Raw genomic sequence first — 26592 nt, 5'->3', positions numbered from 1 at the left:
CCGTCACACGGGGCGCGCGTCCCCGAAGGTCATCCTCAGGCTGGGAATGGACGTGGTCATCAGCGCCCGGCGTGGCAGGCCGAGGGTTCGCAGCTCGGCGGCAATCGGATGCGATCCGAGGGTCAGGTCGCCGCCGCCAGGGCGGGCGCGGACCCCGCTCGGATTCATCTCCCACGCGGTGCGGCGGGTGGTGCCGTCGAGATGCGAGTACGCCTGCATCGTCGTGCCCGGCCCCCGGTCCGGCGTCTTAACGCCAGGCCGCACCGTCAGGTTCGCGATCAGCTGGCCGTCCCGGCTTACCGACGCATGCTTGACGTCCGACGCGTGATCGGCGTGAAAGTCCGCAAGCACCTTGGGGAATCCCCAGATGCCGCGGCCCGCGGCAAGGGTGAAGTCGCCATCGACGGGGAGGTGGTGGATCAGTGCCCCCGCCCGGCCCCTCGCGAGCGCGGTCAGATCGCCGAGGACCGAACCGCCGACGGTGTGGTGGTCGCGGACCATGAACACCACCCCGAACTCGTTGTAGGGTCCGAGGTCGCCGTCGACGTAGTCGACGAAGACGAGGCCGCACAGTCCGCGACCGGGGCGGAATTGGAGCATATTTAGGCCGGTGTGGTCGATCAGGTGCTGCGCCGCCGCCGTCGGCACCGAGTACATCGCCATGAACGCCGTCGCGTGCCGGATCCGCACCGGCATCTGGACCCGCTGCCCGAGGATGTCGTGGGCGGTCACGGCCGGGCCGCCGCACCCGCGCGGTCGGCGTCACGGGCGGGCTCGGGCGGTGAGCTGAAATCCGCTCCACGACGCCACATCCGGCTGTCAAGCTCGGGCATCGCACCCCAACCGTTGATGTCCACCGCGCGCTCCCCTCGACTGGGTGGAACCTGTTCTACCTGTTCTATCATGCCGACCTCATTCGGGCATGCCGTGGACCGTGAGCGCCTACGCTCGGCCCGGACGGTGTCATCAGGACGGACCGAGGGGATGGCGATGCGACCCGACATCGAGCTGGTCGACGGGCGGTTCTACGCGGGGGAACTCGGCGATCCGCGGGAGGCGTACGCCTGGATGCGGGTCAACGAGCCGGTGTTCCGCGACCGCGCGGGGATGGCCGCCGCCGCGAGCCATGCCGCCGTGGTCGCCGCCGAGCGCGATGCGGGTCTGTTCTCCAATGCCGGGGGGATCCGGCCCGAGATCGGGCCCCTGCCGCACATGATCGACATGGACGATCCTCGCCACCTGCACCGGCGCAAGCTGGTCAACACCGGGTTCACCCGCAAGCGGGTCGAGGCGAAGGTCGACGACATCGCGCGGATCTGTGACGACCTGATCGACGCGGTCGTCGACAGGGGGGAGTGCGACTTCGTCCGGGATCTCGCCGCACCGCTCCCGATGGCCGTGATCGGCGACATGCTCGGGGTCCGTCCCCAGGAGCGGGCGATGTTCCTGGAGTGGAGCGACGACCTCGTCAGGGCGCAGGGAAGCAACGCGTCCGACGAAGCGATCGACAGGATGATGGCCGCCTACGTCGCATTCGTCGAGTTCACGATGCGGACCATCGAGGAGCGGCGGACCGCGCCGACCGACGACCTCACCAGCGTCCTGGTGCACGCCGAGGTCGACGGGCAGCGGCTCACCGACGAGGAGATCGTCGCGGAGACCCTGCTGATCCTGATCGGCGGCGACGAAACCACCCGGCACGTCCTCAGCGGGGGGATGGAACAGTTGCTGCGCGATCCGCGGCAGCGCGACACGCTGATCGCCGACCGCGCCCTGATGCCGTCGGCGCTCGAGGAGATGCTGCGCTGGGTGTCACCGGTGAAGAACATGTGCCGCACGGTGACCCGCGATGTCGAGTTCCACGGCACCCGCATGCACGAGGGCGAGAAGATGATGCTGCTGTTCGAGGCCGCAAACTTCGACGAAGCGGCCTTCGAGAACCCCGCGACCTTCGACATCACCCGCAACCCGAACCCGCACATCGCGTTCGGTTTCGGATCCCACTTCTGCCTTGGGAATCAGCTGGCCAGGCTGGAGGGGCGACTGATGTTCGAGCGTCTTCTCGACCGGATCCCGACAATGGAACTCGCCGCGGACGGACCGCTGCCGAGGCGCCCGGCGAACTTCGTCACCGGGATCGAGACGATGCCCGTGACATTCGTCGCGAGCGCCCCGCGCAGGTAACCGGCCCGTGGGCCACCGACTCAGCTCGGGGCGCCGAGGTTCATCTCGTCGGGATGGAAGCCGACCCGGATACCGGTGTCGAGGGTCGCGAGGTCGGCGAGATCCCGCTCGGTGAGCGTGAAGTCGAGGACGTCGGCGTTCTGGGTGATGCGGTCCTCGTGCACCGATTTCGGGATCACGATCAGCCCGTTCTGCAGGTGCCAGCGGATCAGGACCTGCGCGGGGGACTTGCCGTGCCGCTCCCCGACGCGGGCGACGAGCGGGTCGCCGAGCAGCGTGTTGGGCTTGGACGCCGGACCCCACCCGGCGTTCGCGGTGCCGCCGAGGGGACTCCACGACTCGACCGCGATGCCGTGCCGCGCCGCGGCGTCGCGGATCGCGTGCTGGGGCAGGTGCGGGTGCAGTTCGACCTGGTCGACGGCGGGGAGCATCCCGCCGCGGTCCACCAGCTCCTGCAGGTGGTGCGGCTCGAAGTTGCACACACCGATCGCCCTGGCACGCCCCGATCCGGCGATCTCCTCCATCGCGTCCCAGGTGCGCAGCCGGGTGTCCCGGTCCCGGAGCGGCCAGTGGATCAGGTACAGGTCGACGTGGTCGAGCCCCAGCCTGGACAGGCTCGCGTCGAACGCCTTCAACGCGGGGGCATAGCCCTGGTCGGTGTTCCACAGCTTGGTGGTGACGAAGACGTCCTCGCGGGGCACGGCCGCCGACGCGATACCGCGCCCGACGCCCGCCTCGTTGCCGTATGCGGCCGCGGTGTCGATGTGTCGGTAGCCCGCCTCGTCGATGGCGAAGCGGACGGCGCGTTCGGTCTCGTCGTCGGTGGCCTGCCACACGCCGAGGCCCAGCTGCGGGATGACGGTTCCGGAATTCAGGGTGATCTCTGGAGTGGTCATGGGTCCAGGCTAGGCGTGCCGACGCGGGAAGGGCCGACCCGAAATGTTCGGGCCGGCCCTTCCACGGGTGGGGACTGCGGTCAGGCGGGCAGGCCCGCGAGCGACTCCATCTCCTTGACGAACTCCGCGGGCTGCCCGAACAGCTGCGCGCTGCCGTGCGCACGCTTGAAGTACAGGTGCGCGTCGTGCTCCCAGGTGATCGCGATGCCGCCGTGCAGCTGGATCGCGTCGCCGGTGACCGCGAGCAGCGCCTCGGAGCAGTACGCCTTCGCGACCGCGGCGTCGGCGGCCGCGGACGGCAGGCCCTCGCTCAGCGAGTACACCGCCGCGTAGGACGCCGACCGGGCCGTCTCGACCAGGAAGTACAGGTCGGCCATCCGGTGCTTGAGCGCCTGGAAGCTGCCGATTGCGCGACCGAACTGGACCCGGTCCTTGCTGTAGTCGACGGTCATCTGCAGGCAGCGCGCCGCGGCACCGACCTGCTCGGCGGTCTGCGCGACGATCGCGATCTGCCGGACCCGCTCGAGCGCCGGGGAGGCGTCGCCGTCGGTGAGCCGGACCGCCGACGCGGCGGTGAACTCCACCAGCGACAGCGGACGGGTGAGGTCCATCGTCGGCAGCTGCCTGCGGGCAACACCGTCGGCCGACGGATCCACCTCGAACAGTTCGATGCCGCCGCCGATCGAGGCCGCGACGATCAGCACGTCGGCGTGCGCACCGTCGAGCACGTAGTGCGCGGTGCCCGAGACGGTGTAGCCGTCGGCCTCGCTGCCGGACGCGGAGGTCGCGACATCGTCGCTGCGCCAGTGTCCCTCGGGGCCGACCCAGCACAGCGCGGCGATCGAGGCACCCTCAGCGATGCCGGGGAGCAGGCGCTCGCACGCCTCGGCGTTCCCGGTCGCCAGGATCGCCTGCGCGGCAAGGACCGCGGAACCGAACATCGGCGACGGCGTCAACGCGGCACCGAGCTCCTCGAGCACCAGGTGCTGCTCGACGACGGTGGCGCCGAAGCCGCCGAACTCCTCCGGGATCGCCAGCGCCGCGACACCGACCTGCTGGCACAGCACGTCCCACAGGCCGCGGTCGAAGGCATCGCCGGACTCGAGGGTCTTGCGCAGCGCGGCCGGATCGGCGCGCTTGGTCAGCAGCTGCGCGACGGTCTTGCGAAGCTCGAGCTGCTCCTCCGCGAACACCCCGACGCCGCTCACAGCGCGCTCGCAACCCGCGCGCGGTGCGCGGCGGTGGTGCCCCATGCGGACTGCAGCGCACGGACCTTGGTCAGCCACAGCGACAGATCGCACTCGAGGGTGTAGCCGATCGCGCCGTGCACCTGCAGCGCCTTGCGGGACGCGAGGTAGGCGGCATTCGCGGCGGCGACCTTCGCGGCGGAGACGTCGCGGGCGACGGTGTCGGCGCCGTCGGCGATCGCGATCGCCGCGCCGTACACCAGCGGGGTGGCCATCTCGACGGCGACCTTCGCGTCGGACAGGTGGTGCTTGACGGCCTGGAAGCTGCCGATGACCCGGCCGAACTGCGCGCGGTTCTTCGCGTAGTCGGTTGCCGTGTCGATCATCGCGTGACCGGCGCCGATCAGTTGAGCGGAGACCGCGAGCACCGCGAGGTCGTAGGCCTGCTCGGCGGCCGCGGCGACGTCCGGCCCCTGGGCCAGGGTCTCGACGGCCTCCACCTCGAACAGGCGCCGGGCCGGGTCGACGGACTCGAGCTGCGTGGTCGGGCGGACCAGTTCGAGGGTGTCGCCGCTGACTCGCAGGACGGGGTCGGCCAGGTCGGCGTCGAGGGCGCGCGGGGTGGACGGTTCGAGCACCAGCGATGCGAGGGAGGTGCCCTCGGCGATGCCGGGCAGGAACCGCTTCGCGAGCGACTGGTCACCGAGGGCGGACAGCAGTGCGGGGACCGCGGCCGCGGTCTCGACGAGCGGTCCGGGGACCGCGGCGCGGCCCAGTTCGAGGAAGGCAACGGCGAGATCGGCCGGGTGCGCGGCGATCCCGTCGTACTCCTCGGGGATCGCGAGCGCGGTCACGCCGGTCTCGGCGAGCTGGGTCAGCAGCTCACGACCGGGGGCGGTGTCGTTCTCGCCCCAGGAGCGGACGACGGCCGGGGTGTTGGCACCGGCGAGCAGGCCGCGGAGGCTGTCCGCGAAGTCGCGCTGCTCGGTGGATAGGGAGAATTTCATCGATCCGCCTTCGGGAGTCCGAGCAGCCGCTCGGCAACGATGTTGCGCTGAATTTCGTTGGTGCCGGCATAGATCGGGCCGGACAGCGAGAACAGGTAGCCGTCCTGCCAGGTGCCGGCGAGCTCGCCGTCGGCACCGAGCAGGTCGAGGGCCGTCTCGTGGATGCGGACGTCGAGCTCGGACCAGAAGATCTTGTTGATGGAGCCCTCGACACCCAGCGGAACGCCCTCAAGCATCCGGGTGACGGTGCCCCAGGTGTGCAGCCGGTACGCCTCGGCGCCGATCCACGCGTCGACGACACGATCCCGTGCGGCGGTGTCGGTGGTGTCGGCGCCTGACTTCCACACCTCGACGAGACGGTCGACCGCGGACATGAAGCGGCCCGGGCTGCGCAGCGACAGGCCACGCTCGTTGCTCGCGGTGCTCATCGCCACCCGCCAGCCGTTGTTCACCTCGCCGACGACGTCGGTGTCCGGGACGAACACGTCCTCGAAGAAGATCTCCGCGAAGCCCGGCTCGCCGTCGAGCTGCGGGATCGGCCGCACCGTGACGCCATCCTGGTTCAGCGGGAACATGAAGTAGGTCAGACCCTTGTGGCGCTGCGCCTCCGGGTCGGTGCGGAACATGCCGAAGCCCCAGTCGGCGTACACCGCGCGCGAGCTCCACGTCTTCTGCCCGTTGAGGATCCAGCCGCCCTCGGTGCGGCGGGCCGTCGAGCGGATGCCGGCAAGGTCGGATCCGGCCTCCGGCTCGGACCAGGCCTGCGCCCAGATGTCGTCGGCACGCGACATGCGCGGCATGATCCGGGCGAGCTGCTCCGGCGTGCCGTGCTCGAACAGGGTCGGCGCGAACAGGAAGATGCCGTTCTGGCTGACCCGGCCGGGCGCGCCCGCCTTGTAGTACTCCTCTTCGAAGAGCACCCATTCGATCATCGACGCGTCGCGGCCACCGAATTCGGCGGGCCAGGCGACGGTCGACAGGCGGGCGTCGGCCAGCTTGTGCTCCCACTCGCGGTGGGCCTCGAAGCCCTCCGCGGTGTCCATCGACGGCAGCGGCTGTGCCGGGACGTTGGCCGCGAGCCACTCCCGCACTTCCAGCTGGAAGGCGCGGGCCTTGTCGTCCAGTTCGAGATCCACTATTTCGCCTTCGCTTTCATACTGTTGACGTCCATTCCACCCAGCGAGTCCCTGCCCACCTCGGCGTTGTGCGCGTGGGCGAAGTGATGCAGGCCGAAGACCGAGTCCATGCCCGCGCGCTGACCCATCAGGTCCTCGCACTGGTTGACGGCCTTCTTGGTCAGGGCAAGGCCGAAGCGCGGCATCTGCGCGACCCGGTCGGCGAGGTCCTTGGTCGCTGCGGCGAGATCGGCGCGGGGCACCACCCGGTTGACCATGCCGACCTCGTACCCGCGCTGCGCGGTGAAGCGGTCTCCGGTGAAGAGGATCTCCTTGGCGAACCGCGACCCGAGCACCCACGGGTGCGCGAAGTACTCGACCCCGGGAATACCCATCCGGACAACGGGATCGGAGAAGAACGCGTCGTCGGAGGCGACGATCAGGTCGCAACACCACGCGAGCATCAGACCACCCGCGATGCACGCGCCGTGCACCTGCGCGATCATCGGCTTCGGAATCTCCCGCCAGCGCCTGCACATTCCGAGGTACACCTCGGTTTCTCTGGCGAAACGCTGGTCGCCGCCGGGCTTTCCGAGGTGATCCCACCACAGTGCGGCCTTGTTCTCGTAGTGCACGTGATGGTCGCGGCCCGGCGTGCCGATGTCGTGACCGGCGCTGAAGTGCTCGCCGTTGCCCGCCAGCACGATCACCTTGACGTCGTCGTCCTCGACGGCCCGTTCGAAGGCGGCATCGAGTGCGTACGTCATCACCGAGTTCTGCGCATTGCGGTACTCGGGGCGATTGAGTGTCACGTACGCGATGTGGTCGCGCACCTGGTAGGTGACGACCTCGCCCTCGTCCGGAAGGGGAGGGGTCACGACTTTCCCTCGCGCAGATCGTTCTTGAGGACCTTGCCGGACGGGTTACGGGGCAACCCGTCGACGATCCGCACCTCGCGCGGAATCTTGAAGCCGGCCAGACGCTCCTTGCAGAACGCGATGACCTCGTCGGCGGTGAGGGTGGCGCCCGGCTTCACGACCACGTACGCGCGGCCGACCTCGCCCGCCCGCTCGTCCGGAATGCCGATGACCGCGGCCTCGGCAACGGAATCGATGCGCGCCAGGGTGTTTTCGACCTCGGCCGGGTACACGTTGAACCCGTTCGAGATGTACATGTCCTTGAGACGGTCGGTGATGTCCAGGTAGCCGCGCTCGTCGAGGACGCCCACGTCGCCGGTGTGCAGCCAGCCGTCGGCGTCGATCGTCTTCGCGGTGGCCTCGGGATCGTCGAGGTAGCCGAGCATGACGTTCTCGCCGCGCACCAGGATCTCGCCCTGGTCGCCGATCCGCACCTCCATACCGGGGATGGCGCGTCCGGACGACGTCGCGACCGTGACCGGATCGTCGTCGGTGCGGCACATCGTCACCACGACCGCCTCGGTCTGGCCGTATGCGGTGAGGACCGCCTCGTACCCGAGTTCGGCCTGCAGCCGCTCGACGAGGACGACCGGGACCGCGGCGGCGCCGGTGATCGCGATCCGCAGACTCGACAGGTCGTAGTCGTCGCGGGTCGGGAAGTCGAGGATCGTCTGATGAATCGTGGGTGCGCCGGGCAGGACGGTGACCTTCTCGGCGGCAACGGTGTCCATCACCTTCGGCACGTCGAAGGTGGCGAACGGCACGTTGGTGGCGCCGCGCAGCAGGCACACCATGATCCCGGCCTTGTAGCCGAACGTGTGGAAGAACGGGTTGATGACCAGGTATCGGTCGTTGGAGTCGATCTCGGCGCAGTCGGCCCACGCGTCGGCGATGCCGACGGTCTGGCGGTGCGCGGTCATGACGCCCTTGCTCTTGCCGGTGGTGCCGGACGTGAACAGGATGTCGGCGATGTCGTCGGGGGAGACGGCGGCGGCGCGGGCGTCGGCGTCGGCGACCGACACCGGCTCGGCCGCTGCGGCGAGCCGATCCCACTCGAGGATCTCGCCGCCGGGGAACGCGGTCGTTGGGACGCCGTCGGCCGGGTTGTCCGACGGGGTGCGCACCACGAGCTTCAGGTCCGGCAGCCCGCCGGGGCCAGCTGCGTCGAGCACGTTCGCGAGCCGGTCCGCCTTGAGGAACCGGGCGGGCACGACGAGCGCCTTGGCCGCGGTGCGCTGCAGGAGGTCGAGGGCCTCGTGACCGGTGTACCGGGTGCTGATCGGCACCACCGTTGCGCCCGCGTACTGGGCGGCGAGCAGCGCCTCCACCCAGTGGTGGGTGTTGGGAGCCCAGATGGCGACCCGGTCCCCGGGCTCGATGCCCGCGGCCATCAGTGCCCGTGCCGTGGTGCGGACCCGGTCCAGCAGTTCGGTGTAGGTGACGCGGTCGGACCCGTCGGCGATGGCCTCGTTCGACCCGTACAGTTCCGCCGCGCGCAGCAGCGCGGCCGGGGTCGTCCGGGGCTCGGTGGTCACATCTGTGCTCACTATTTCTCCTAGGGCGAGGCGAAACCTCTATACAAAGCAAGTGCTTGGTAGGGTACCGTATCGCTGTGGACGTTAGCCAGGGTGAGAGCGAGGTCGCGGACGCGGCCTTCGCCAAAGAAGTGCGCGAATGGCTCGAGGAGAACCTCTCGGGGAAGTTCGCCGAGCTGAAGGGCCTCGGTGGGCCGGGGCGTGAACACGAGGCGTTCGAGGAGCGACTCGAATGGGACCGTCACCTGGCCGCGGCCGGCTGGACGTGCCTCGGATGGCCGAGGGAGTACGGCGGCCGCGAGGCGACGCTGAGCCAGCAGATCATCTTCCACCAGGAGTACGCGCGCGCCAACGCGCCTGCGCGGGTGAGCCACATCGGTGAGGAACTGCTCGGCCCGACGCTGATCGCGTTCGGCACCGAGGAGCAGAAGCAGCGGTTCCTGCCCGGCATCAAGACCGTCACCGAGCTGTGGTGCCAGGGCTACTCCGAGCCCGGCGCAGGCTCCGATCTCGCGAACGTGTCGACCACCGCCCGGATCGAGGGCGATCAGTGGGTCGTCAACGGGCAGAAGGTGTGGACCTCGCTCGCGCACCTGTCGGACTGGTGCTTCGTCGTCGCCCGCACCGAGCCGGGGTCGTCGCGGCACAAGGGCCTGTCGTACCTGCTGGTCCCGATGAACCAGGACGGCGTCGAGGTGCGCCCGATCATCCAGCTCACCGGCACCTCCGAGTTCAACGAGGTGTTCTTCGACAACGCCCGCACCGACGCTGACCTCGTCGTCGGTGGCGAGGGCAATGGCTGGGCGACGGCGATGGGCACCCTCACCTTCGAGCGCGGTGTCTCCACCCTCGGCCAGCAGATCGGCTTCGCCCGCGAACTCGAGTCGATCGTCGAACTGGCCGAGCGCAACGGCGCCGCCACCGATCCCGCGATCCGCACCAAGATCTCCCGGGCATGGATGGGGCTGCAGGTGATGCGCGCCCACGCGCTGCGCACCCTCGCGGCCGTCGACGCCAGCGAAAGCGGCGGCGAGGCGTCCGTCGCCAAGCTGCTGTGGGCCAACTGGCATCGCGGCCTCGGTGAACTCGCGATGGAGGTGCAGGGGGCGGCCTCCCTCGTCGGCGTCGAGGACACCGAGCCCGGCGAGGAACTGAACGACCTGCAGCGGCTGTGGCTGTTCAGCCGCGCCGACACCATCTACGGCGGATCCAACGAGATCCAGCGCAACATCATCGCCGAGCGGGTGCTCGGCCTTCCCCGAGAGGCACGCCCGTGACCACTTCCGTCCAGTCCCCGCTCTCCGTCGCTCCCGCCGAGATCGAGGGCCACAACCTGCTCAAGGGCAAGAAGGTCGTCGTGACCGCCGCCGCGGGCACCGGCATCGGTTTCGCCACCGCCCGCCGCGCCCTGCTCGAGGGCGCCGACGTTCTCGTCTCCGACTTCCACGAGCGTCGTCTCGGCGAGACCGTCGAGAAGCTGGCGGCCGAGTTCGGCGGCCAGCAGATCACCTCCTTCGTGTGCGACGTCTCCAGCACCGAGCAGGTCGACGCCCTGATCGCGAGCGCCGCCGAGCAGCTCGGTCGCATCGACGTCCTCGTCAACAACGCGGGCCTTGGTGGCGAGACCCCGGTCGTCGACATGGCCGACGAGCAGTGGGACCGCGTCCTCGACATCACCCTGACCAGCACCTTCCGCGCCACCCGCGCGGCACTGCGCTACTTCAAGAGCGTCGACCACAACGGTGTGCTGGTGAACAACGCGTCGGTCCTCGGCTGGCGTGCGCAGCATTCGCAGGCGCACTACGCGGCGGCGAAGGCGGGCGTCATGGCGCTGACCCGCTGCTCGGCGATCGAGGCCGCCGAGTACGGCGTCCGGATCAACGCCGTCGCCCCGTCCATCGCCAAGCACCCGTTCCTGGCGAAGGTGACCAGCGACGAGCTGCTCGACACTCTCGCCTCCCGCGAGGCGTACGGCCGCGCCGCCGAGGTGTGGGAGATCGCCGCGACGATCGCGATGCTCGCCAGCGACTACACCACCTACCTGACCGGCGAGATCGTCTCCATCTCCAGCCAGCGCGCCTAGGCGGCTCCGCCGCCTGTGAGTCCTTTTGGTCCCCACCGGGGCCAGAAGGACTCACAGGCGCGTAGCGCCTGTGGATAACCCTTCCCGGGGTCGGTGCGCGTGTCGGACCGGGCGGTCATGGTCCGGTGTATGCCTCCGGAACAGACACCTCGCGAGCTTCAGGTCCTCCTCGATGCGCAGCTCGGCCTGGTTACCCAGGCTCAGCTGACCGCATGCGGCTTCCCGCGCACCCGGGTCCGTAAACGGCTTGAGGCCGGGCACTGGCAGCGGGTGCTGCACGGCGTCTACTGCGTGACCACCGGCCCGCTGACCCGGCCGATGACGCTCATGGCCGCGTTGATCTACGGCGGTGGCCCGGCACTGCTGAGCCACCGAACCGCTGCGGAGGAATGGGGCATCGTGCCCGCCGATCCATCCGTTCCCGTGCACATCACCGTGCCGTACCGACTCTCGGCCAAGGGCCAGTCACCCACGTACGTCGGGGGCGGCAGTGCACGGTTCCCGGTGCCCGCCGTCGGGTCCGTCCTGCACCCCGGGGTGGTCGTGCACCGTTCGCGTGCGCACGCCTACATCGGTCTCGACACGGCAATGCCCCGGACCACGCTGGCCGACACGGCGATCGACCTCGCGGTGGCGGAGCCAACCGCACGGGCCGCCTACGTCAGCCTGATCTCGTCGGTCACGAACCGCCGCATCCGGCTGGCGGACGTACGGCAGCGCCTGCAGGAACGGACACCCCGGCGTTATCGCAGGGCGCTCAAGGACGCGGTCCGCCTGCTCGCCGAGGGTGTGCAATCGGTACTCGAATACCACTTCGCGGTCGACGTCGAGCAGGCGCACGGTTTGCCACGAGCGGACCGGCAGGGGCCGGTGATCGTCGACGGCAGGACCCTGTGGGAAGACTGCGAGTACACCGGATGCGGCATACCCCTGATCGTCCGACTGGACGGGCGTTGGTCGCACTCGATGCGTGAGGTGAAGTTCCGCGACCGGCGTCGGGACAACGCCGCCGAACTGGCGGGACGACCTCGATTGGTGTTCGGCTACGAGGAGACCGTCGGGACCCCGTGCGTGGTGGCACAGGAGGTCGAGCGGGTCCTGCGTCGCGAGGGCTGGGTGCGGCGGGACGAAAACCCCTGTCCCGCCTGTGAGTCCTTCTGGTCCGAGTGGGGGCCAGAAGGACTCACGGGCGGCGAAGCCGCCTAGACGGTGTAGCCGCCGTCGACGTTCAGCTTCTGGCCGGTGATGAAGCCCGCCTTGTCGCTGGCGAGGAAGCTGACGGCCTCCGCGATGTCGGTGGCTGACCCGAAGCGGCCAAGGGGGATCCGGCTCATCGCGACCGCCTGCGCGCGCTCGTCGAGATCGGCGCTGCCCATCAGTCGCGCGGCCATCCCGTCGGTGAGCATGCCGGGCCCGACCGCGTTGAACCGCACCCCGAACCGGCCCTCCTCCGCCGCGAACGCCCGCACCAGCGCCTCGACGGCACCCTTGGTGCCCGAGGACAGGCCGTCGCGCACGGGGTAACGATCGGTGGCCGCGGTGGTGACCGCGACGACCGAGCCCGCGGTGGCCCGCAGCGCGGGCAGGAACGCCGATACGATCGCGAAGAACGCGGTCGCCTCGGCATTCAGGTGCTCGGCGTACGTCGCGGGGGAGACCCGCGACAGGTGGACCATCGGGATGTGCGGGCCCGCCGCGTGGACCAGCACCGACGGCTCACCGAACCCGGTGCGCACCGCGTCGGCCCACTCCGCGACGGCGGCCGGGTCGGTGACGTCGACGCGGTCGGCCCGCGCCAGCCCGCCCGCGGCCGCGACCTCGGCGACGGCGGCCTCGGCCCGGCCGGCGTTCGCCCGGTAGGTGAGCGCCACCGGGTGTCCCGCCGCGGCGAGCCGTCGGACGATCGCGATGCCGATGCCGCCGGAACCTCCGGTCACGACGGCGCAGTGCGTTGTGTCAGCCATCCTCGGACCCTAGCAATCGCTTGGTTGGTATGATGGCGATGTGACACCACCGCCCCGTGCCGAAGAGTCCGCCACCAAGTCCGGTCGCCGCGCTGAGCTGCTCGACCTCGCGGCGGCACTGTTCGCGGAGCGCGGAACCCGTGCGACCACCGTCCGCGACATCGCCGACGCCGCGGGGATCCTGTCCGGCAGCCTCTACCACCATTTCGACTCCAAGGAGTCGATGGTCGACGAGATCCTCAGCGGATTCCTCGACGACCTGTTCGGGCGGTACCAGGCGATCACCGACTCCGGGCTCGGCGCCCGAGCCACCCTCGAGGCGCTCGTGGTCGCCTCCTTCGAGTCCATCGACAGTTCGCACGCCGCGGTCGCGATCTACCAGGACGAGGCCAAGCATCTCGTCGGGAGCGACCGGTTCGCGTACATCACCGACCGCAACCGGGAGTTTCGGACCCTGTGGGTGTCCGTGCTCGAATCCGGCATCACGGACGGCAGCTTCCGCCCCGACATCGATGTCGAGCTGGTGTACCGCTTCATGCGGGACACCGTCTGGGTCGCGGTCCGGTGGTACCGGCCCGGCGGACCGATGACCGCGGAAACCGTCGCCAAGCAGTACCTCGCCATCGTTCTCGACGGGCTGTCCAGCCCCGCGAGCCGGTCCTAACCCTAGGGAGATCCCATGCCTGAGGCATACATCGTCGACGCCATCCGCACCCCCATCGGGAAGAAGAACGGCGCGCTCGCCGGTGTCCACCCGATCGACCTGGGCGCGCACATCGTCAAGGCGCTGGTCGAGCGCACCGGCATCGACCCGTCCGAGGTCGACGACGTCATCTTCGGCTGCGTCGACGCGGTCGGCGGCCAGGCAGGCAACATCGCCCGGCTGTCCTGGCTGGCGGCGGGGCTGCCGCAGCACGTCCCCGGCGTCACCGTGGACCGTCAGTGCGGCTCGAGCCAGCAGGCCATCCAGTTCGGCGCGCAGGCCATCCTGTCCGGCACCGCCGACCTGATCGTCGCGGGCGGCGTGCAGAACATGAGCCAGATCCCGATCTCGTCGGCGATGGTCGTCGGCGAGCAGTTCGGGTTCAGCACCCCGACCGCCGAGTCCACCGGCTGGACCGAGCGTTACGGCGATGCGGAGGTGTCCCAGTTCCTTGGCGCCGAGATGATCGCCGACAAGTGGGACATCAGCCGCGAGGAGCTCGAGAAGTGGGCGCTGCAGAGCCACGAGCGGGCCAAGGCAGCGATCGCCGCGGGCCGCTTCGACAACGAGACCGTCCCGCTCGGTGACGCGACCGTCGACGAGGGCCCGCGGGAGACCAGCCTGGAGAAGATGGCGAGCCTGAACGTGCTCGTCGAGAACGGCAAGATGACCGCCGCCGTCGCCAGCCAGATCTCCGACGGCGCCAGCGCGCTGCTGCTCGCCTCGGAGGAGGCCGTCGCCAAGCACGGCCTCAAGCCCCGCGCCCGGATCCACCACGTCAGCGCGCGCGGCGACGACCCGATCTTCATGCTGTCCGCGCCGATCCCGGCCACCCAGCACGCGCTCGCCAAGACCGGCCTGACCATCGACGACATCGACGTCGTCGAGATCAACGAGGCGTTCGCGCCGGTCGTGCTCGCCTGGATCAAGGAGATCGGCGCCGACCCGGCGAAGGTCAACGTCAACGGCGGCGCGATCGCGCTCGGCCACCCGCTCGGCGCGACCGGCACCAAGCTGATGGCGACCCTGCTCAACGAGCTCGAGCGGGTCGACGGCCGCTACGGCCTGCTGACCATCTGCGAGGGCGGCGGCACCGCGAACGTCACCATCATCGAGCGCATCAAGTAGGCACCGCGATCGAATCCCGATGCCCTCCCGATCCGCCGGATCGGGAGGGCATCGGTGTTTTCGCGAGCCGGCGGTTTAACGCAGCGTCGAGATCAGGGCGTTGAGGGCGTCGGCCAGCTTCGCGCACCACTCGTCGGCGTCCTCGTCGCCGTGCGTGACACCGCGAATCATCGTGGCGGAGACCAGCATGTCGAACACGATGCCCGCGGTGTCCTCGGCCTTCGGGTCCGGCAGCGACACGGACCCGAGGACCCGCGCGACGAACGCGGCGCGGGCCGGTGCCTCGGCTCGTTGGACGAGCCGCTCGTGCACGCCGTCGTGGTGGTGGTAGGCCGAGAGCAGTCCGGGGATCGCCGAGCGGGCCGCCGGATGGGCGGTGCTGTCGAGGAACTTGCGAGTCCACACCAGCAGGTCCGCGTGCAGGTCGTCGGTGGCCGGGGGCGCAGGCATTTCGTCGTCCTCGCGGAGGCCGAAGATCGCGTCCTCGATGATCATCTCGCGGGTCGCCCACCGCCGGTAGATCGCTGGCGCACTGACCCGGGCCCGGCGGGCGATCGCCTGGATGGTGGTCTTCTGGTATCCGGACTCGACCAGCAGGTCGACCGTTGCCTCGAGCACCGCGCGATCGACCTGCGGATCACGGGGACGCCCCGGTCCGGTGGCCTGCTCACCCCGTTCACGCGTCAGCTTCACAGGGGCTGACGTTACCGGAGGGGAGTCCACCGACCTGGGTGTCCGCGCGCGGCACGCTCGTCGCGCCGCGCGCCGTCGGGGTCTACCGTCGAGGCATGTGCCGAAACATCACCGAGCTGCGCGGCCTGGAACCGGCCGCGACCGCGGAGGAGATCGAGGCCGCCGCGGTCCAGTACATCCGCAAGGTCAGCGGAATCCACAAGCTGTCCGACCACACCAGGGAGCCGTTCGAGCGGGCCGTCGCCGAGGTCACCGCCGCCACCGAACGGCTGCTCGCCGAGCTGCCGGAGCGGCGGCAGCCACCATCGACGGTGCCGCCACTGCGCCGACCCGAGGTGCGTGCCCGGATCGCCGCCCGCCAGGGATGAGCGGAGGTCGGGCGGCGGCGACCCTCACCGGGATCCGGATCGGGTCTCGATGCAGCACCGGACGAAGTCGCGCAGCACCGGGTCGCCGTCGCGTTCCTCGGCCCACCCGACGGCGACCCGGCTCCCGCTCACGCCCGTGACCGGGACGAACGTGATGCCCGGACGTCGATAGAAGCGGGCGACGCCCTCGGGGGCGAGCGCGACGCCGTAGCCGTTCGCGATCGCCGCCAGCCACTCGTCCGAGTTGTGGGCGACGGCGCCGATGATCGGGGCCCGGTCGTCGCGCTCCGCGGTAGCGAGCCAGTGGTCACGCGCGCGCCCGGCCTCGGCGGGCCCGGCAACGAACGGGTCGTCCCACAGTTCGGGGAAGTCGATCGACTCGCGCCCGGCCAATCGGTGGCGGGCGGGCAGTGCCACCCAGCGCGGTTCGGTGAACAGCACCTCGACGCGCAGCCGCGGGTGGTCCGGGACCGGTAGTCGGAGGAACGCGGCGTCCACCCGGCCGTCGGCGAGCCCCGCGGTCGGGTCGGCCCAGTCGGTCCTGCGCATGTCGACGCGCCAACCCGGGTGCCGGCGAGTGAAGGCGGCGACGATCCGCTGAGTCGACTCGTTGGCTGCGGTCGCCACGAACCCGACCCGCAGCACCCCCGCCGTGACGGCGGCGGACTGTCGTGTCTCCCGCACCGCGGTGTCCCAGCCGTCGAGCAGCGCGGGGAGGTGGCCGGCGAGGGTACGTCCGGGATCGGTCAGGGACATGCCGGTGTGGGACCGCACGAACAGATCCACCCCGAGCGTGGTCTCGAGTTGCCGGATCTGCCTGGTGAGCGTCGGCTGCGACACGAACAGCCGTTCCGCGGCCGCGGTGATGCTTGCCTCCTCGGCGACGACGACGAAGTAGCGCAGCAACCGGATGTCCACATCCATGCAACCAGCGTATGGACGCGGGTATTGGACGGGCAATGTCGCGATGGGAAGGATTGTGGCAGAAGGTGTTTGCCTTCGCGTTCGCTGGAGGGTTCGATGTTCACCGCCTACGTCACCGTCACCGCCGCTGCCGTGCTCGCCAACGGCTACGCGGCCGTCGCCGACTTCCTGCAGACGAACGCCGCCGTCGCCAATGCGGTCAGGGTGGGGCTCTCCCGCTCCTGGCTGCTGCCGTTGGGTCTGGTCAAGGCGGCCGGTGTCGTCGGCCTGCTTGTTGGGATCGTCGTGCCCGCGATCGGGGTAGCCGCGGCCGTCGGCCTTGTCCTGTACTTCACCTGCGCCGTCGCCGCCCACCTGCGGGTGCGGTGGTACCGGACGCTGCCGTTCCCGGCCGGGTTCCTGCTGCTGGCGGTCGCCGCGCTCGTGCTGCGGGTGGCGACGGCCTGACGGCGTCGGAAACGGGTGAAGGGCACCCCCGACCGGTTCAACCGGTCGATGGTGCCCTTCACCCGGAGGGGGGTCGGTGCGTTCGGCTCAGGCCTTGAGCGCTCCGAGCGCGTCGATGCGCTTGACCGCGTCCGCGACGATGCGGTCGATCAGTTCCTGGCAGCTGGGCAGGTCCTCGATCATGCCGACCACCTGACCGGACGCCAGCACGCCGGCCTCGGTGTTGCCCTCGACCAGACCGGCCTTGAGCAGCATCGGGGTGTTGGCGGCCATGATGATCTGCTGCCACGTCCGGTCGCCGGACTTCTTCATGGCGAGGCCGTCCTTGGCCAGCGTCGACCACTTCATGCCGGTCATCGCCTTGAACTTCATCGCGTTCTTGGTGGCGGCGACGAGTCCCTTGGCGTAACTGGACTTTTCGAGTGCGTTGACCAGGTCGGTGTTGAGCACCCGGTGCGGCATGCCGTCGACCTTCACCGACACCGTGGTGTCGGTGAGGCCGCGCTGCAGGTACTGCTGCTTGACCGAGTCCGGCACCGCGGAGTCGCTGGTGAGCAGGAAGCGGGTGCCCATCGCGACACCGGCCGCGCCGTAGGACAGCGCAGCAGCGAGCCCACGACCGTCGAAGAAACCGCCGCCAGCGATGACCGGGATGTCGACGGCGTCGAGCACCGACGGCAGCAGCAGCGTCGTCGCGACGCCGCCGGTGTGGCCGCCGCCCTCGCCGCCCTGCACGACCACCGCGTCGGCGCCCCAGGAGGCGACCTTGACGGCGTGCTTGGCGGCACCGATCGAGGGGACAACGACGATGCCGTTGTCCTTGAGCTTGGCGATCAGGTCCTTCTTCGGCGCCAGCGCGAAGGACGCGACCTTGACACCCTCACGGATGAGCAGGTCGCACCGCTGGCCGGCGTCGGACGCGTCGGCGCGCATGTTGACGCCGAACGGCTTGCTCGTGAGCTGCTTGGTCTTCTTGATCGCGACCTCGAGCTCGTCGTAGGTCATCGTCGCCGAGGCGAGGATGCCCAGACCACCCGCGTTGCAGGTGGCCGCGGTCAGGCGCGGACCGGACACCCAGCCCATGCCGGTCTGCACGATCGGGTGCTCGATGCCGACCAGCTCGGTCAGCGGGGTACGCAGTACCTGGCTGCTCATGCCGGAATCTCGCGGTCGCGGAAGCTCTTCGGGTCGAGGACCTCGCGGATGATCCGCAGTTCCTCGGCGGTGGGCTCACGGGTCACGCCCGCCTCGGCCAGCCCGGCGACCTCGAAGGAGGTGTTCTCGGCGACCTCGTCGGCGGTGACGCCGGGGTGCAGCGTGACGGCACGGAAGGTACGGCCGGGACCCTGGAAGTCGAACACACCGAGGTTGGTGATCACCTGGTAGTTGTTCAGGAAGCGGAACGCCGGGTTCTCCGGGTCCACCTTGTCGTAGCCGACCCCGCACACCACGTCGACCTGCTCGGTGAACACTCGGGTGGAGTGCTTGCCGACCCAGTAGCTGGTGGCGTGGTTGATCGAGTTGCCGGGGGCGCCACGCAGGCCGAACATCTGGCGGGTCGGCTTGTCCAGCGGGCCGAACGCGGAGAGGTTCTGGTTGCCGAACTTGTCGATCTGGTTGGCGCCCATCACCACGTGACGACGGCCCGACGCGACCACGTCGAAGACCTTCGAGAACGGGATGTAGCCCTCGATCGGTGCGGCGGCGCCGATCGCCGGGGCGTCGGCGAAGATCAGGGCCTCCCCGTCGGTGATGATCAGGTCCGGCTCGGAGGTGAGCTTCGCCAGGCGGGCACCGATGAGCGACATCGTCGACATGGGCGAGGCGAAGATCTCGCCAGCGTCGGCGAACAGGTCGGCGCACGCGACTGCGCAGTACTCGGCGCGGGTTACCTCGGTCATGCGTTCTGCTCCTCTGCGAACTTGCGCACGGCGGCCTGGTAGTCGTCCTCGCTGCCGGACAGGTAGGTGTCGGCGAAGGCCTGCCATGCCTCGGGGGTCTTGGCGGACTCGGCGTAGTGGCGCTGGAACTTCTCGTCCCGCTTGTACCCGCCCGCGAAGGTGAAGTGTGCGCCGTTCGGGGCCTCGGTGACGGTGTCGACCATCGCGCGGTTCAGGATCAGCGCCTGGTTCGGGACGGACTTGACGAGTTCCTCGGTCGAGACGATCTTGTCGACGCTGAGGATGCGCTGCTCGGCCGCGAGGCAGAACAGGTCGTCGAAGTACGGGTCCACGCCGGTGTAGGCGGCGTTGCCGCGCTCGTCGGCCAGGTCCAGGTGGACCAGGGCAGCGTCGAGGTTCAGCGCGGGCATTGCGATGAGGGACTCGATGCGGCCGTCGGCGTCCGGGTACGGGGACGCGACGGTCTTGAGCTCGTCGCCCCAGACGGTCTGCGCGTCCGAGCCGAGGCCGGCGCGGATCGGCATGAACGGCAGGCGCGCGGCGGCGGCCTGCAGGCCGGCCTTGACCATGCCCTCGTCCATCTCGCGGGACTCGACGGTCCCGGCGACGCGGGCCTTGGCGAACCAGGGGTCGTAGAAGGGCGCCGAGTCCAGGGACACGAATCCGTAGTAGGCGCGCTTGACCTTGCCCGCGGAGATCAGCAGACCGAGGTCCGGGCCCAGGTAGCCGACGACGGTCAGGTCGGTGACGTCACTGCGCAGCAGGGCGCGCACGAGGGCCATCGGCTTGCGCCGCGAGCCCCAGCCGCCGATGCCGATGGTCATCCCGCTCTGGATGCCGGCGACGGCCTCGTCCAGTGAGCGGCGCTTGTCGCGCTTCTCGGCCATTAGTTGCCCTCTCCCTTGGTGTTCGACTTCGGCTTGCCGGTCGCGACGAACTCGTCGCGGTGCTCGTCGGCGACGCCTGCGAGGTTCAGCTCGAACGTGAAGCCCTGCTCGATCCGGTAGCTGGTGTGCACGTCCATCACGTCGATCCGGTTGATGGCCTCCTTGGCGCGCCGGATGACCCGGGTGTCCTTGGCGGCGATCTCACCGGCGATCTTCAGCGCGCAGGCGTCGAGCTCCTCACGCGGGACCACGTCGTAGACGGACCCGAAGTGCTTGAGGGTCTGGGCGTCGACGTTCTTCGCCGTGTAGTACAGCGTCCGCATCATGTGCTGCGGGACAAGGCGGGCCAGGTGGGTGGCCGCGCCGAGCGCGCCGCGGTCCACCTCGGGCAGGCCGAAGATCGCGTCGTCGGAGGCGACGATGACGTCCGCGTTGCCGACCAGGCCGATGCCGCCGCCGACGCAGAAGCCGTTGACGGCGACCACGACGGGGACCTCGCAGTCGTAGACGGCGCCGAACGCCGCCGCGCAGCCGCGGTTGGCGTCGATCAGTGCGCCGTGACCCTCGGTGGCCTGCATTTCCTTGATGTCGACACCGGCGTTGAAGCCGCGTCCCTCGGCCCGCAGGATCACCACGTGGGTGTCCGGCTTCTGCCCGGCCTCGCGGATGGCGTCGGCCAGTTCGAACCATCCCTTCGAGGGGATCGCATTCACGGGCGGGTAGTTGACGGTGACCGTGACGATGCCGGCCCCGTCGGAAGTGGAGGTGATTCCCATCGTGATTCCTTAGGTAGGTCGCCAAACCAAGCGATTGCTTGGTAAGTTAGCACACCTGCGGGCCTGGCCGGAGTCCGTCGCCGATGCGACCGGAGCAGCCCCCCGGTCCGCAGGCGAATCATCGGGCGGCCGTGAGGGGGCCGCTGACAGCGGAGGTGCGTTGGTGGATTTGGGTCTCAGTGGCAGCGTCGTGCTCGTCACCGGAGGGGTGCGGGGGGTCGGGGCGGGCATCAGCCGCACCTTCCTGCGAGCGGGGGCGACGGTGGTGACCTGCGCGCGCAGGCCCGCGGACGACCCGATCGAGGTCGACGGCCGCGGGGTGGAGTTCGTCGCCTGCGACGTCCGCGACCCCGAGCAGGTGCAGGCAATGATCGACGGGATCGTCGCGCGGCACGGCAGGCTCGACACCGTCGTCAACAACGCGGGCGGCGCACCGTTCGCCCTCGCCGCCGACGCGGGCCCGAAATTCCATTCGAAGATCGTCGAACTGAACCTGCTGGCCCCGCTGCTGATCTCGCAGGCGGCGAACGCCGTTATGCAGCAGCAGGACGGCGGCGGTTCGATCGTGAACATTTCATCGGTGAGCGGCAGCCGCCCGTCGCCGGGCACCGCGGCGTACGGCGCGGCGAAGGCTGGCGTCGACTCCCTGTCGGCCAGCCTGTCGGTCGAGTGGGCGCCGAAGGTGCGGGTGAACTCGATCGTCGTCGGGCTCGTCGAGACCGAGCAGGCGCACCTGCACTACGGCGACGAGGCCGGTGTCGAGGCGGTCGGGGCCACGGTCCCGCTGGGTCGGATGGCCCGCCCCGAGGACATCGGAAACTGTGCAGCATTCCTGGCATCGCCGCTGGCGTCCTACGTCAGCGGTTCGACCCTGACCGTCCACGGTGGCGGTGAACGCCCCGCCTTCCTGGCGGCGGCATCAACGGAGGAGAAGTAGTGAGCGGACTGGTAGACGGTCGCGTCGTCATCGTGACGGGCGCGGGCCGCGGCATCGGACGGGCGCACGCACTGGCGTTCGCGGCGGAGGGCGCGAAGGTGGTCGTCAACGACATCGGCGTCGGCAGCGACGGCACCGCCACCGGTGAGAGCCCCGGCGAGCAGGTCGTCGCGGAGATCATCGCCGCGGGCGGCCAGGCCGTCGTCAACGGTGACGACGTCGCGGACTGGGAGGGTGCGCAGAACCTGATCAAGACCGCGATCGACGCCTTCGGCGGCCTCGACGTGCTGGTCAACAACGCGGGCTTCCTGCGGGACCGGATGCTCGTCGGGATGAGCGAGCAGGAGTGGGACGCGGTGATCCGCGTGCACCTCAAGGGCCACTTCGCCCCGCTGCGGCACGCCGCCGCGTACTGGCGTGCCGAGTCGAAGGCCGGACGCCCGGTCGACGCCCGGATCATCAACACCAGCTCCGGCGCGGGCCTGATGGGCTCGATCGGCCAGGGCAACTACGCCGCGGCGAAGGCGGGCATCGCCGAGATGACCATCCAGGCCGCGGCCGAGCTGAAGAACTACGGCGTCTCCGTCACCGCGATCGCGCCCGCCGCGCGCACCCGGATGACGGTCGGCGCTGGCGGTGCGATGGCCGAGGCGATGGCCGCCCCGGAGGAGGGCTTCGACGCGATGGCGCCGGAGAACATCTCCCCGCTCGTCGTGTGGCTCGGCTCGACCGAGGCGAAGGACGTCACCGGCCGCGTGTTCGAGGTCGAGGGCGGCAAGGTCACCGTCGCCGAGGGCTGGCGGCACGGCCCGAGCCAGGACAAGGGCGCGCGCTGGGAGCCGAAGGAACTCGGCCCGGTCGTCGCGGACCTGCTGGCCAAGGCCGAGACCCCGACGCCGGTCTACGGGGCGTAGGCGGCTGCGCCGCCCGTGAGTCCTTTTGGCCCGCCAGGGGACCAAAAGGACTCACGGGCGCTACGCGCCTGCCGGGGTGCGGACGACGACGACGGTGCCAGGGAAGTAGGCGGCCAGCTCGGTGCGCGACTGCTTGAGCGCGGCGGTGCCGTAGCCGTGCTTGCGTGAGGCAGGCGCCACCCAGACGGCGATGTCGACCTCCTGGCCGGTCAGTTCGCCGAACACCAGCCCGACGCTGCGCGGGGCGTCACCGCTGACGTCCTCGCACACGAACCAGGCCGCGGTCTCGTCGTCGACGCGGCGCAGCCCCCGCTCCCGCTCGGATTCCACCCGGTCCGACGACCACGGATTCCCGTTGTCGTCGAACTGCTCCTCGGACCGCAGCCGGAACAGGTCGGCATCGGAGTCGCTGCCGCCGAACGGTCGCAGCCGGACGCCGGACCCGGTCGCGGCGGGTCGCTGTTCGGGAAGCCATTTCAGGGTCGCGTCGAGGTTCTGCACCTCGTCGCGCAGCCGGTCCCGTTCGAGGCGGGTCAACCGCCCGAGCTGCAGCCCGAGCACCACCTCGGCGTTCGCCTCGGTGCTGTCGAGCAGCCCGCTCACCGCGCGCACCGCCCCCGCGTGGTCGTCGCTCTCGACGATCGCGTCGAGGACCTCGTGTCGCATCTCGAGCGCCTTGAGTAACGCGGACGCGAGTTCGCGTCGGTCCAGGATCTGATCTTGGGGGCCGGCCGTCATGACGATCTCCCTCATCTGTTGGGTGAGCATTGCCGAGTCATCTCGCATTGTCGGCCACCCGAAGGGGATTTTCTAGGAACACACGACGACCGGGATCTGCCGGTCGGTCCACGCCTGGTAGTCGTCGAATTCCGGGTACATCGCCACCAGCTTCGGCCACAGCCGGGCGCGTTCCTCGTCGTCGGCGACGCGCGCGACGAGTGGGCGTAGCCGGGACCGGATCTGGATGGTCACCCGGGGGTCGGCCTTCAGGTTGAGGTACCACAGCGGGTGCTTCGGCTGGCCGCCCTGCGACGCGACGAGCACCACGCTGTCGCCGTCCTCGAGAAACAGCAGCGGGCTGACCCGGTGCGCACCGGACTTGCGTCCGGTGGTGGTGAGCAGGCAGATCGGCAGCCCCGTCCGCGCGGCGCTGCCGACCCGCCACTTGCCGCCGATCCGCCCACCGGTCGCCCGGTACGTGACCACGTTCGCCCTCGACATCCACTTGATGATCGAGCGCGTGAATCTCGTGTCGAGCAGCGGTGGGCGGTTCATCGCGGCGTCAGATCCGTTCGATGATGGTGCCGGTGGCCAGCGCGCCGCCCGCGCACATCGTGATCAGCGCGGTCGAGCCGTTGCGACGCTCCAACTCGTGCAGCGCGGTGGTGATCAGCCGGGATCCGGTGCTGCCAACGGGATGTCCGAGCGCGAGCGCGCCGCCGTTGACGTTCACCTTGTCCATGTCGGGGCCGTGCACCTGCGCCCACGACAGCGCAACCGACGCGAACGCCTCGTTGACCTCGAACAGGTCGAGGTCGCCGATCTTCATGCCCGCCTTCTCGAGCACCTTGGCGGTCGCCTGCACGGGACCGTCGAGGTGGAACTCGGGCTCGGCGCCGACGAGGACCTGCGAGACGATCCGGGCCCGCGGCTTCAGGCCGAGCGCCAGCGCCCGGTCCGAGTCCATCAGCAGCACGGCGGCGGCGCCGTCGGAGATCTGCGAGGAGGTGCCCGCGGTGTGGATCCCGCCCTCGATGACCGGCTTGAGCCCCGCGAGGGACTCCGCGGTGGTGTCGCGCAGACCCTGATCGCGTGAGATCACCGTGGTCTCGGAGGTGGGCAGCTTGTCCGCGCCGATGACGGGGGCCGTCACGGGCAGCACCTCGCGGTCGAAGCGGCCCTCCTCCCATGCCTGCTTGGCCAGGGCCTGCGACCGGACGCCGAGCGCCTCGATGTCGTCGCGGGTGATGCCGCGGCGCTTGGCGATTCGCTCGGCGGCCTCGAACTGGGCGGGCATGTCGATGTCCCAGGAGGCGGGGCGGCGCGGTCCGGCCTCGGTGCCGACGTTGGCGCCGAGCGGGACCTGGCTCATCTGCTCGACACCGCAGGCGATGCCGACGTCGATGGCGCCGGTCGCGATGAGGCCCGCGATCAGGTGGTTGGCCTGCTGCGCGGAGCCGCACTGGCAGTCGATGGTGGTTGCGCCGACCTGCCAGGGCAGGCCCGCGGCGAGCCACGCGGTCCGGGTGACGTTGTTGGACTGCGCACCCGCCTGGGTGACGCAGCCGCCGATGACCTGCTCGACGAGCTGCGGATCGATGCCGGAGCGCTCGAGGAGGCCGACCTGCGCGGCGCCAAGGGTTTCGGCCGCGTGCAGGCCGGACAGCCATCCGCCGCGCTTGCCGATCGGGGTCCGGACGGCCTCGACGATTACTGGTGTGCCCACTGCGGGCTCCTTTCATATTCTTCTTAGGAAAGTAGAACAGGTTCCGCGCCTCGGCAAGGACTCTGGCTGCAGATCTTCCCTAGACGTTGGGGGTGTGATTCAATATCGATAGAACGTGTTACAGATCACTTGCGACTTGATACGCGAGGGCAGGAGACAGCAGTGGCGCAGCCCAACATCCCCGCCGGGTTCGACTTTACGGACCCGGACATCTACGCACATCGACTCCCCGTCGAGGAACTCGCCGAGGTGCGCAACACCCAGCCGGTGTTCTGGGTCGAGCAGCCGGACGGCGTCGGCGGCTTCAGTGACGGTGGCTACTGGCTCGTCACCAAGCACGAGGACATCCGCGACGTCTCGATGCGCAGCGACGTGTTCTCCACCTGGGAGAACACCGCGATTCCGCGGTTCGCCGACGACATCGACCGTGCGAACATCGAACTGCAGCGGTTCGTGCTGCTGAACAAGGACGCCCCGGAGCACACCAAGCTGCGCAAGCTGGTCTCCCGCGGCTTCACCCCCCGCGCGATCAATGCGATCAAGGACGAGCTGCACGAGCGGGCCGAGGCCATCGTCAAGGCCGCCGCCGCAGAGGGCAAGGGCGACTTCGTCACCCAGGTCGCCTGTGAGCTGCCGCTGCAGGCCATCGCCGAGCTCATCGGCGTGCCGCAGGAGGACCGCGGCAAGGTCTTCGACTGGTCCAACCAGATGACCGGCTACGACGACCCGGAGCTGGACATCGACCCGGTGACGGCGTCGATGGAGATCCTCGGCTACGCGTACCAGATGGCGGAGGCCCGCAAGGCCGACCCGCGCGAGGACCTGGTCACCACGCTCATCGAGGCGGACGTCGACGGCGAGGCGCTCAGCGCCGAGGAGTTCGGGTTCTTCGTGATCCTGCTCGCCGTTGCGGGCAACGAGACCACCCGCAACGCGATCACCCACGGCATGAAGGCCTTCATGGACCATCCCGAGCAGTGGGAGCTGTACAAGAAGGAGCGCCCGAAGACCACGGCGGACGAGATCATCCGCTGGGCAACCCCGGTCGCCGCCTTCCAGCGCACCGTGCTCGAAGACACCGAGATCGGCGGCGTCACCGTCACCAAGGGTCAGCGTGTGGTGATGAACTACATCTCGGCGAACTTCGACGAGGACGTGTTCGAGAACGCGCATGACTTCAACATTCTGCGGGACCCGAACCCGCACCTGTCGTTCGGCGGCACCGGCGCCCACTACTGCCTGGGCGCCAACCTGGCCCGCATGGAGATCGATCTGATCTTCAACGCGATCGCCGACTTCCTGCCGGACATCACCGAGGTCGCGGACCCGCGTCGCCTGCGCTCCGGCTGGCTCAACGGCCTCAAGGAGTACCAGGTCGACTACCAGACCCAGGGCACCGGTGGGGGTTGCCCCGTCGCGCACTGACGGCTCGGTGAGGGCGAGCCGACGGTAACGCGAAACAGCGCCGGGGGGGACACACAAGGCCCCCCGGGGTGGTGTTTTTTTTGAGGGGGGGACGGTTTTCTTCACAACCCCCACCAAGCCCTGAAAAAAAAAGGAAATACCCCCCACCGCGTGTC

General features: G+C 69.7%; 28 protein-coding genes. 11 read left to right on the top strand and 17 right to left on the bottom strand.

The features are described from left to right. Positions 1-3: 3 nt before the first annotated feature. The gene (locus tag ACFWQG_RS09685; RefSeq protein WP_378507394.1) at positions 4-732 is read right to left on the bottom strand and encodes an acetoacetate decarboxylase family protein; all 729 of its coding nucleotides are present in this window, start codon (positions 730-732) and stop codon (positions 4-6) included. Between the two features lie 252 nt (positions 733-984). On the opposite strand from ACFWQG_RS09685, the gene ACFWQG_RS09680 reads away from it, so the two are divergent. Then, complete coding sequence (locus ACFWQG_RS09680) at positions 985-2184, top strand: cytochrome P450 (RefSeq protein WP_378507393.1); 1200 nt, start codon at positions 985-987, stop codon at positions 2182-2184. 20 nt (positions 2185-2204) lie between these two features. Here ACFWQG_RS09680 and ACFWQG_RS09675 read toward each other — a convergent pair whose 3' ends face one another. The 6 genes from ACFWQG_RS09675 to ACFWQG_RS09650 form a co-directional block, all read right to left on the bottom strand. Beyond that, a complete protein-coding gene (locus ACFWQG_RS09675; protein ID WP_378507392.1) occupies positions 2205-3080 on the bottom strand; it encodes an aldo/keto reductase in 876 nt (291 codons plus the stop codon). An 80-nt stretch (positions 3081-3160) separates the two neighbouring features. Next, positions 3161-4333 carry an acyl-CoA dehydrogenase family protein gene (locus ACFWQG_RS09670; RefSeq protein ID WP_378507391.1) on the bottom strand — a complete coding sequence of 391 codons (1173 nt, stop codon included), beginning with the start codon at positions 4331-4333 and terminating at the stop codon, positions 3161-3163. Beyond that, positions 4285-5274: an acyl-CoA dehydrogenase family protein gene (locus tag ACFWQG_RS09665; RefSeq protein ID WP_378507390.1), complete on the bottom strand. Its 990-nt coding sequence runs from the start codon at positions 5272-5274 to the stop codon at positions 4285-4287. Before ACFWQG_RS09665 ends, ACFWQG_RS09670 begins: the two co-directional genes overlap by 49 nt. Further along, positions 5271-6410 (bottom strand): acyl-CoA dehydrogenase family protein, encoded by a 1140-nt coding sequence (locus ACFWQG_RS09660; RefSeq protein ID WP_378507389.1) that lies wholly within the window; start codon positions 6408-6410, stop codon positions 5271-5273. Before ACFWQG_RS09660 ends, ACFWQG_RS09665 begins: the two co-directional genes overlap by 4 nt. Further along, a complete protein-coding gene (locus tag ACFWQG_RS09655; protein ID WP_378507388.1) occupies positions 6410-7267 on the bottom strand; it encodes an enoyl-CoA hydratase in 858 nt (285 codons plus the stop codon). The genes ACFWQG_RS09660 and ACFWQG_RS09655 overlap by 1 nt, the downstream gene beginning before the upstream one ends. Continuing rightward, positions 7264-8841 carry a FadD3 family acyl-CoA ligase gene (locus tag ACFWQG_RS09650; RefSeq protein ID WP_378507545.1) on the bottom strand — a complete coding sequence of 526 codons (1578 nt, stop codon included), beginning with the start codon at positions 8839-8841 and terminating at the stop codon, positions 7264-7266. The genes ACFWQG_RS09655 and ACFWQG_RS09650 overlap by 4 nt, the downstream gene beginning before the upstream one ends. A gap of 77 nt (positions 8842-8918) precedes the next feature. On the opposite strand from ACFWQG_RS09650, the gene ACFWQG_RS09645 reads away from it, so the two are divergent. The 3 genes from ACFWQG_RS09645 (at position 8919) to ACFWQG_RS09635 (ending at position 12130) form a co-directional block, all read left to right on the top strand. Beyond that, a complete protein-coding gene (locus tag ACFWQG_RS09645; RefSeq protein ID WP_378507387.1) occupies positions 8919-10118 on the top strand; it encodes an acyl-CoA dehydrogenase family protein in 1200 nt (399 codons plus the stop codon). After that, positions 10115-10924, top strand: a complete 810-nt coding sequence (locus ACFWQG_RS09640) for an SDR family oxidoreductase (RefSeq protein ID WP_378507386.1) — start codon at positions 10115-10117, stop codon at positions 10922-10924. Before ACFWQG_RS09645 ends, ACFWQG_RS09640 begins: the two co-directional genes overlap by 4 nt. A gap of 129 nt (positions 10925-11053) precedes the next feature. Beyond that, positions 11054-12130 carry a type IV toxin-antitoxin system AbiEi family antitoxin domain-containing protein gene (locus ACFWQG_RS09635; RefSeq protein ID WP_378507385.1) on the top strand — a complete coding sequence of 359 codons (1077 nt, stop codon included), beginning with the start codon at positions 11054-11056 and terminating at the stop codon, positions 12128-12130. Here the strand turns inward: ACFWQG_RS09635 and ACFWQG_RS09630 are convergent. After that, positions 12127-12888, bottom strand: a complete 762-nt coding sequence (locus ACFWQG_RS09630) for an SDR family NAD(P)-dependent oxidoreductase (protein WP_378507384.1) — start codon at positions 12886-12888, stop codon at positions 12127-12129. The genes ACFWQG_RS09635 and ACFWQG_RS09630 overlap by 4 nt on opposite strands. Before the next feature lie 40 nt (positions 12889-12928). Here ACFWQG_RS09630 and ACFWQG_RS09625 point away from each other — a divergent pair, with 40 nt between their 5' ends. Continuing rightward, positions 12929-13552 (top strand): TetR/AcrR family transcriptional regulator, encoded by a 624-nt coding sequence (locus ACFWQG_RS09625; RefSeq protein WP_378507383.1) that lies wholly within the window; start codon positions 12929-12931, stop codon positions 13550-13552. 15 nt (positions 13553-13567) lie between these two features. Then, positions 13568-14719, top strand: a complete 1152-nt coding sequence (locus tag ACFWQG_RS09620; RefSeq protein WP_378507382.1) for an acetyl-CoA C-acetyltransferase — start codon at positions 13568-13570, stop codon at positions 14717-14719. A gap of 75 nt (positions 14720-14794) precedes the next feature. Here ACFWQG_RS09620 and ACFWQG_RS09615 read toward each other — a convergent pair whose 3' ends face one another. Continuing rightward, entirely contained in the window at positions 14795-15412 is a 618-nt protein-coding gene (locus ACFWQG_RS09615) for a TetR/AcrR family transcriptional regulator (protein ID WP_378507381.1), read from the bottom strand. A 95-nt stretch (positions 15413-15507) separates the two neighbouring features. Here ACFWQG_RS09615 and ACFWQG_RS09610 point away from each other — a divergent pair, with 95 nt between their 5' ends. Continuing rightward, positions 15508-15780, top strand: coding sequence for a DUF2277 domain-containing protein (locus ACFWQG_RS09610; RefSeq protein ID WP_378507380.1), 273 nt, complete (start codon positions 15508-15510; stop codon positions 15778-15780). Between the two features lie 24 nt (positions 15781-15804). Here the strand turns inward: ACFWQG_RS09610 and ACFWQG_RS09605 are convergent, their stop codons facing one another. Next, positions 15805-16704 carry a LysR family transcriptional regulator gene (locus tag ACFWQG_RS09605; protein WP_378507379.1) on the bottom strand — a complete coding sequence of 300 codons (900 nt, stop codon included), beginning with the start codon at positions 16702-16704 and terminating at the stop codon, positions 15805-15807. Positions 16705-16800: 96 nt separating this feature from the next. Between ACFWQG_RS09605 and ACFWQG_RS09600 the strand changes: the two genes are divergently transcribed. Continuing rightward, entirely contained in the window at positions 16801-17151 is a 351-nt protein-coding gene (locus tag ACFWQG_RS09600; protein WP_378507378.1) for a DoxX family protein, read from the top strand. 87 nt (positions 17152-17238) lie between these two features. On the opposite strand, the gene ACFWQG_RS09595 is transcribed toward ACFWQG_RS09600, so the two are convergent. Genes ACFWQG_RS09595 through echA20 form a run of 4 tightly spaced genes read right to left on the bottom strand, consistent with a single transcriptional unit; the run spans position 17239 to position 20715 of the window. After that, a complete protein-coding gene (locus tag ACFWQG_RS09595; protein WP_378507377.1) occupies positions 17239-18306 on the bottom strand; it encodes an NAD(P)H-dependent flavin oxidoreductase in 1068 nt (355 codons plus the stop codon). Continuing rightward, positions 18303-19052, bottom strand: coding sequence for a CoA-transferase subunit beta (locus ACFWQG_RS09590; RefSeq protein WP_378507376.1), 750 nt, complete (start codon positions 19050-19052; stop codon positions 18303-18305). Before ACFWQG_RS09590 ends, ACFWQG_RS09595 begins: the two co-directional genes overlap by 4 nt. Beyond that, positions 19049-19939: a CoA transferase subunit A gene (locus ACFWQG_RS09585; protein WP_378507375.1), complete on the bottom strand. Its 891-nt coding sequence runs from the start codon at positions 19937-19939 to the stop codon at positions 19049-19051. Before ACFWQG_RS09585 ends, ACFWQG_RS09590 begins: the two co-directional genes overlap by 4 nt. After that, entirely contained in the window at positions 19939-20715 is a 777-nt protein-coding gene (gene echA20 / locus ACFWQG_RS09580; RefSeq protein ID WP_378507374.1) for a (7aS)-7a-methyl-1,5-dioxo-2,3,5,6,7,7a-hexahydro-1H-indene-carboxyl-CoA hydrolase, read from the bottom strand. The genes ACFWQG_RS09585 and echA20 overlap by 1 nt, the downstream gene beginning before the upstream one ends. A 163-nt stretch (positions 20716-20878) precedes the next feature. On the opposite strand from echA20, the gene ACFWQG_RS09575 reads away from it, so the two are divergent. Both ACFWQG_RS09575 and ACFWQG_RS09570 read left to right on the top strand, forming a co-directional pair. Beyond that, the gene (locus ACFWQG_RS09575) at positions 20879-21652 is read left to right on the top strand and encodes an SDR family oxidoreductase (protein ID WP_378507373.1); all 774 of its coding nucleotides are present in this window, start codon (positions 20879-20881) and stop codon (positions 21650-21652) included. Continuing rightward, positions 21652-22566: an SDR family oxidoreductase gene (locus tag ACFWQG_RS09570; protein WP_378507372.1), complete on the top strand. Its 915-nt coding sequence runs from the start codon at positions 21652-21654 to the stop codon at positions 22564-22566. The genes ACFWQG_RS09575 and ACFWQG_RS09570 overlap by 1 nt, the downstream gene beginning before the upstream one ends. Positions 22567-22626: 60 nt before the next feature. Here ACFWQG_RS09570 and ACFWQG_RS09565 read toward each other — a convergent pair whose 3' ends face one another. The 3 genes from ACFWQG_RS09565 to ACFWQG_RS09555 form a co-directional block, all read right to left on the bottom strand. Beyond that, complete coding sequence (locus tag ACFWQG_RS09565; RefSeq protein WP_378507371.1) at positions 22627-23304, bottom strand: GNAT family N-acetyltransferase; 678 nt, start codon at positions 23302-23304, stop codon at positions 22627-22629. A gap of 72 nt (positions 23305-23376) precedes the next feature. After that, positions 23377-23841, bottom strand: a complete 465-nt coding sequence (locus ACFWQG_RS09560) for a nitroreductase family deazaflavin-dependent oxidoreductase (RefSeq protein WP_378507370.1) — start codon at positions 23839-23841, stop codon at positions 23377-23379. Between the two features lie 7 nt (positions 23842-23848). Continuing rightward, positions 23849-25012: a steroid 3-ketoacyl-CoA thiolase gene (locus ACFWQG_RS09555; protein WP_378507369.1), complete on the bottom strand. Its 1164-nt coding sequence runs from the start codon at positions 25010-25012 to the stop codon at positions 23849-23851. 162 nt (positions 25013-25174) lie between these two features. Here ACFWQG_RS09555 and ACFWQG_RS09550 point away from each other — a divergent pair, with 162 nt between their 5' ends. Continuing rightward, positions 25175-26437, top strand: coding sequence for a cytochrome P450 (locus tag ACFWQG_RS09550; protein WP_378507368.1), 1263 nt, complete (start codon positions 25175-25177; stop codon positions 26435-26437). Positions 26438-26592 lie beyond the last annotated feature (155 nt).

This window comes from Rhodococcus sp. NPDC058532 (assembly GCF_042719255.1).
In the GTDB taxonomy this organism is placed as follows: domain Bacteria; phylum Actinomycetota; class Actinomycetes; order Mycobacteriales; family Mycobacteriaceae; genus Rhodococcus_G.
The sequence above is the reverse complement of the archived record's forward strand: the minus strand, read 5'-3'. Positions and strand labels throughout refer to the sequence as shown.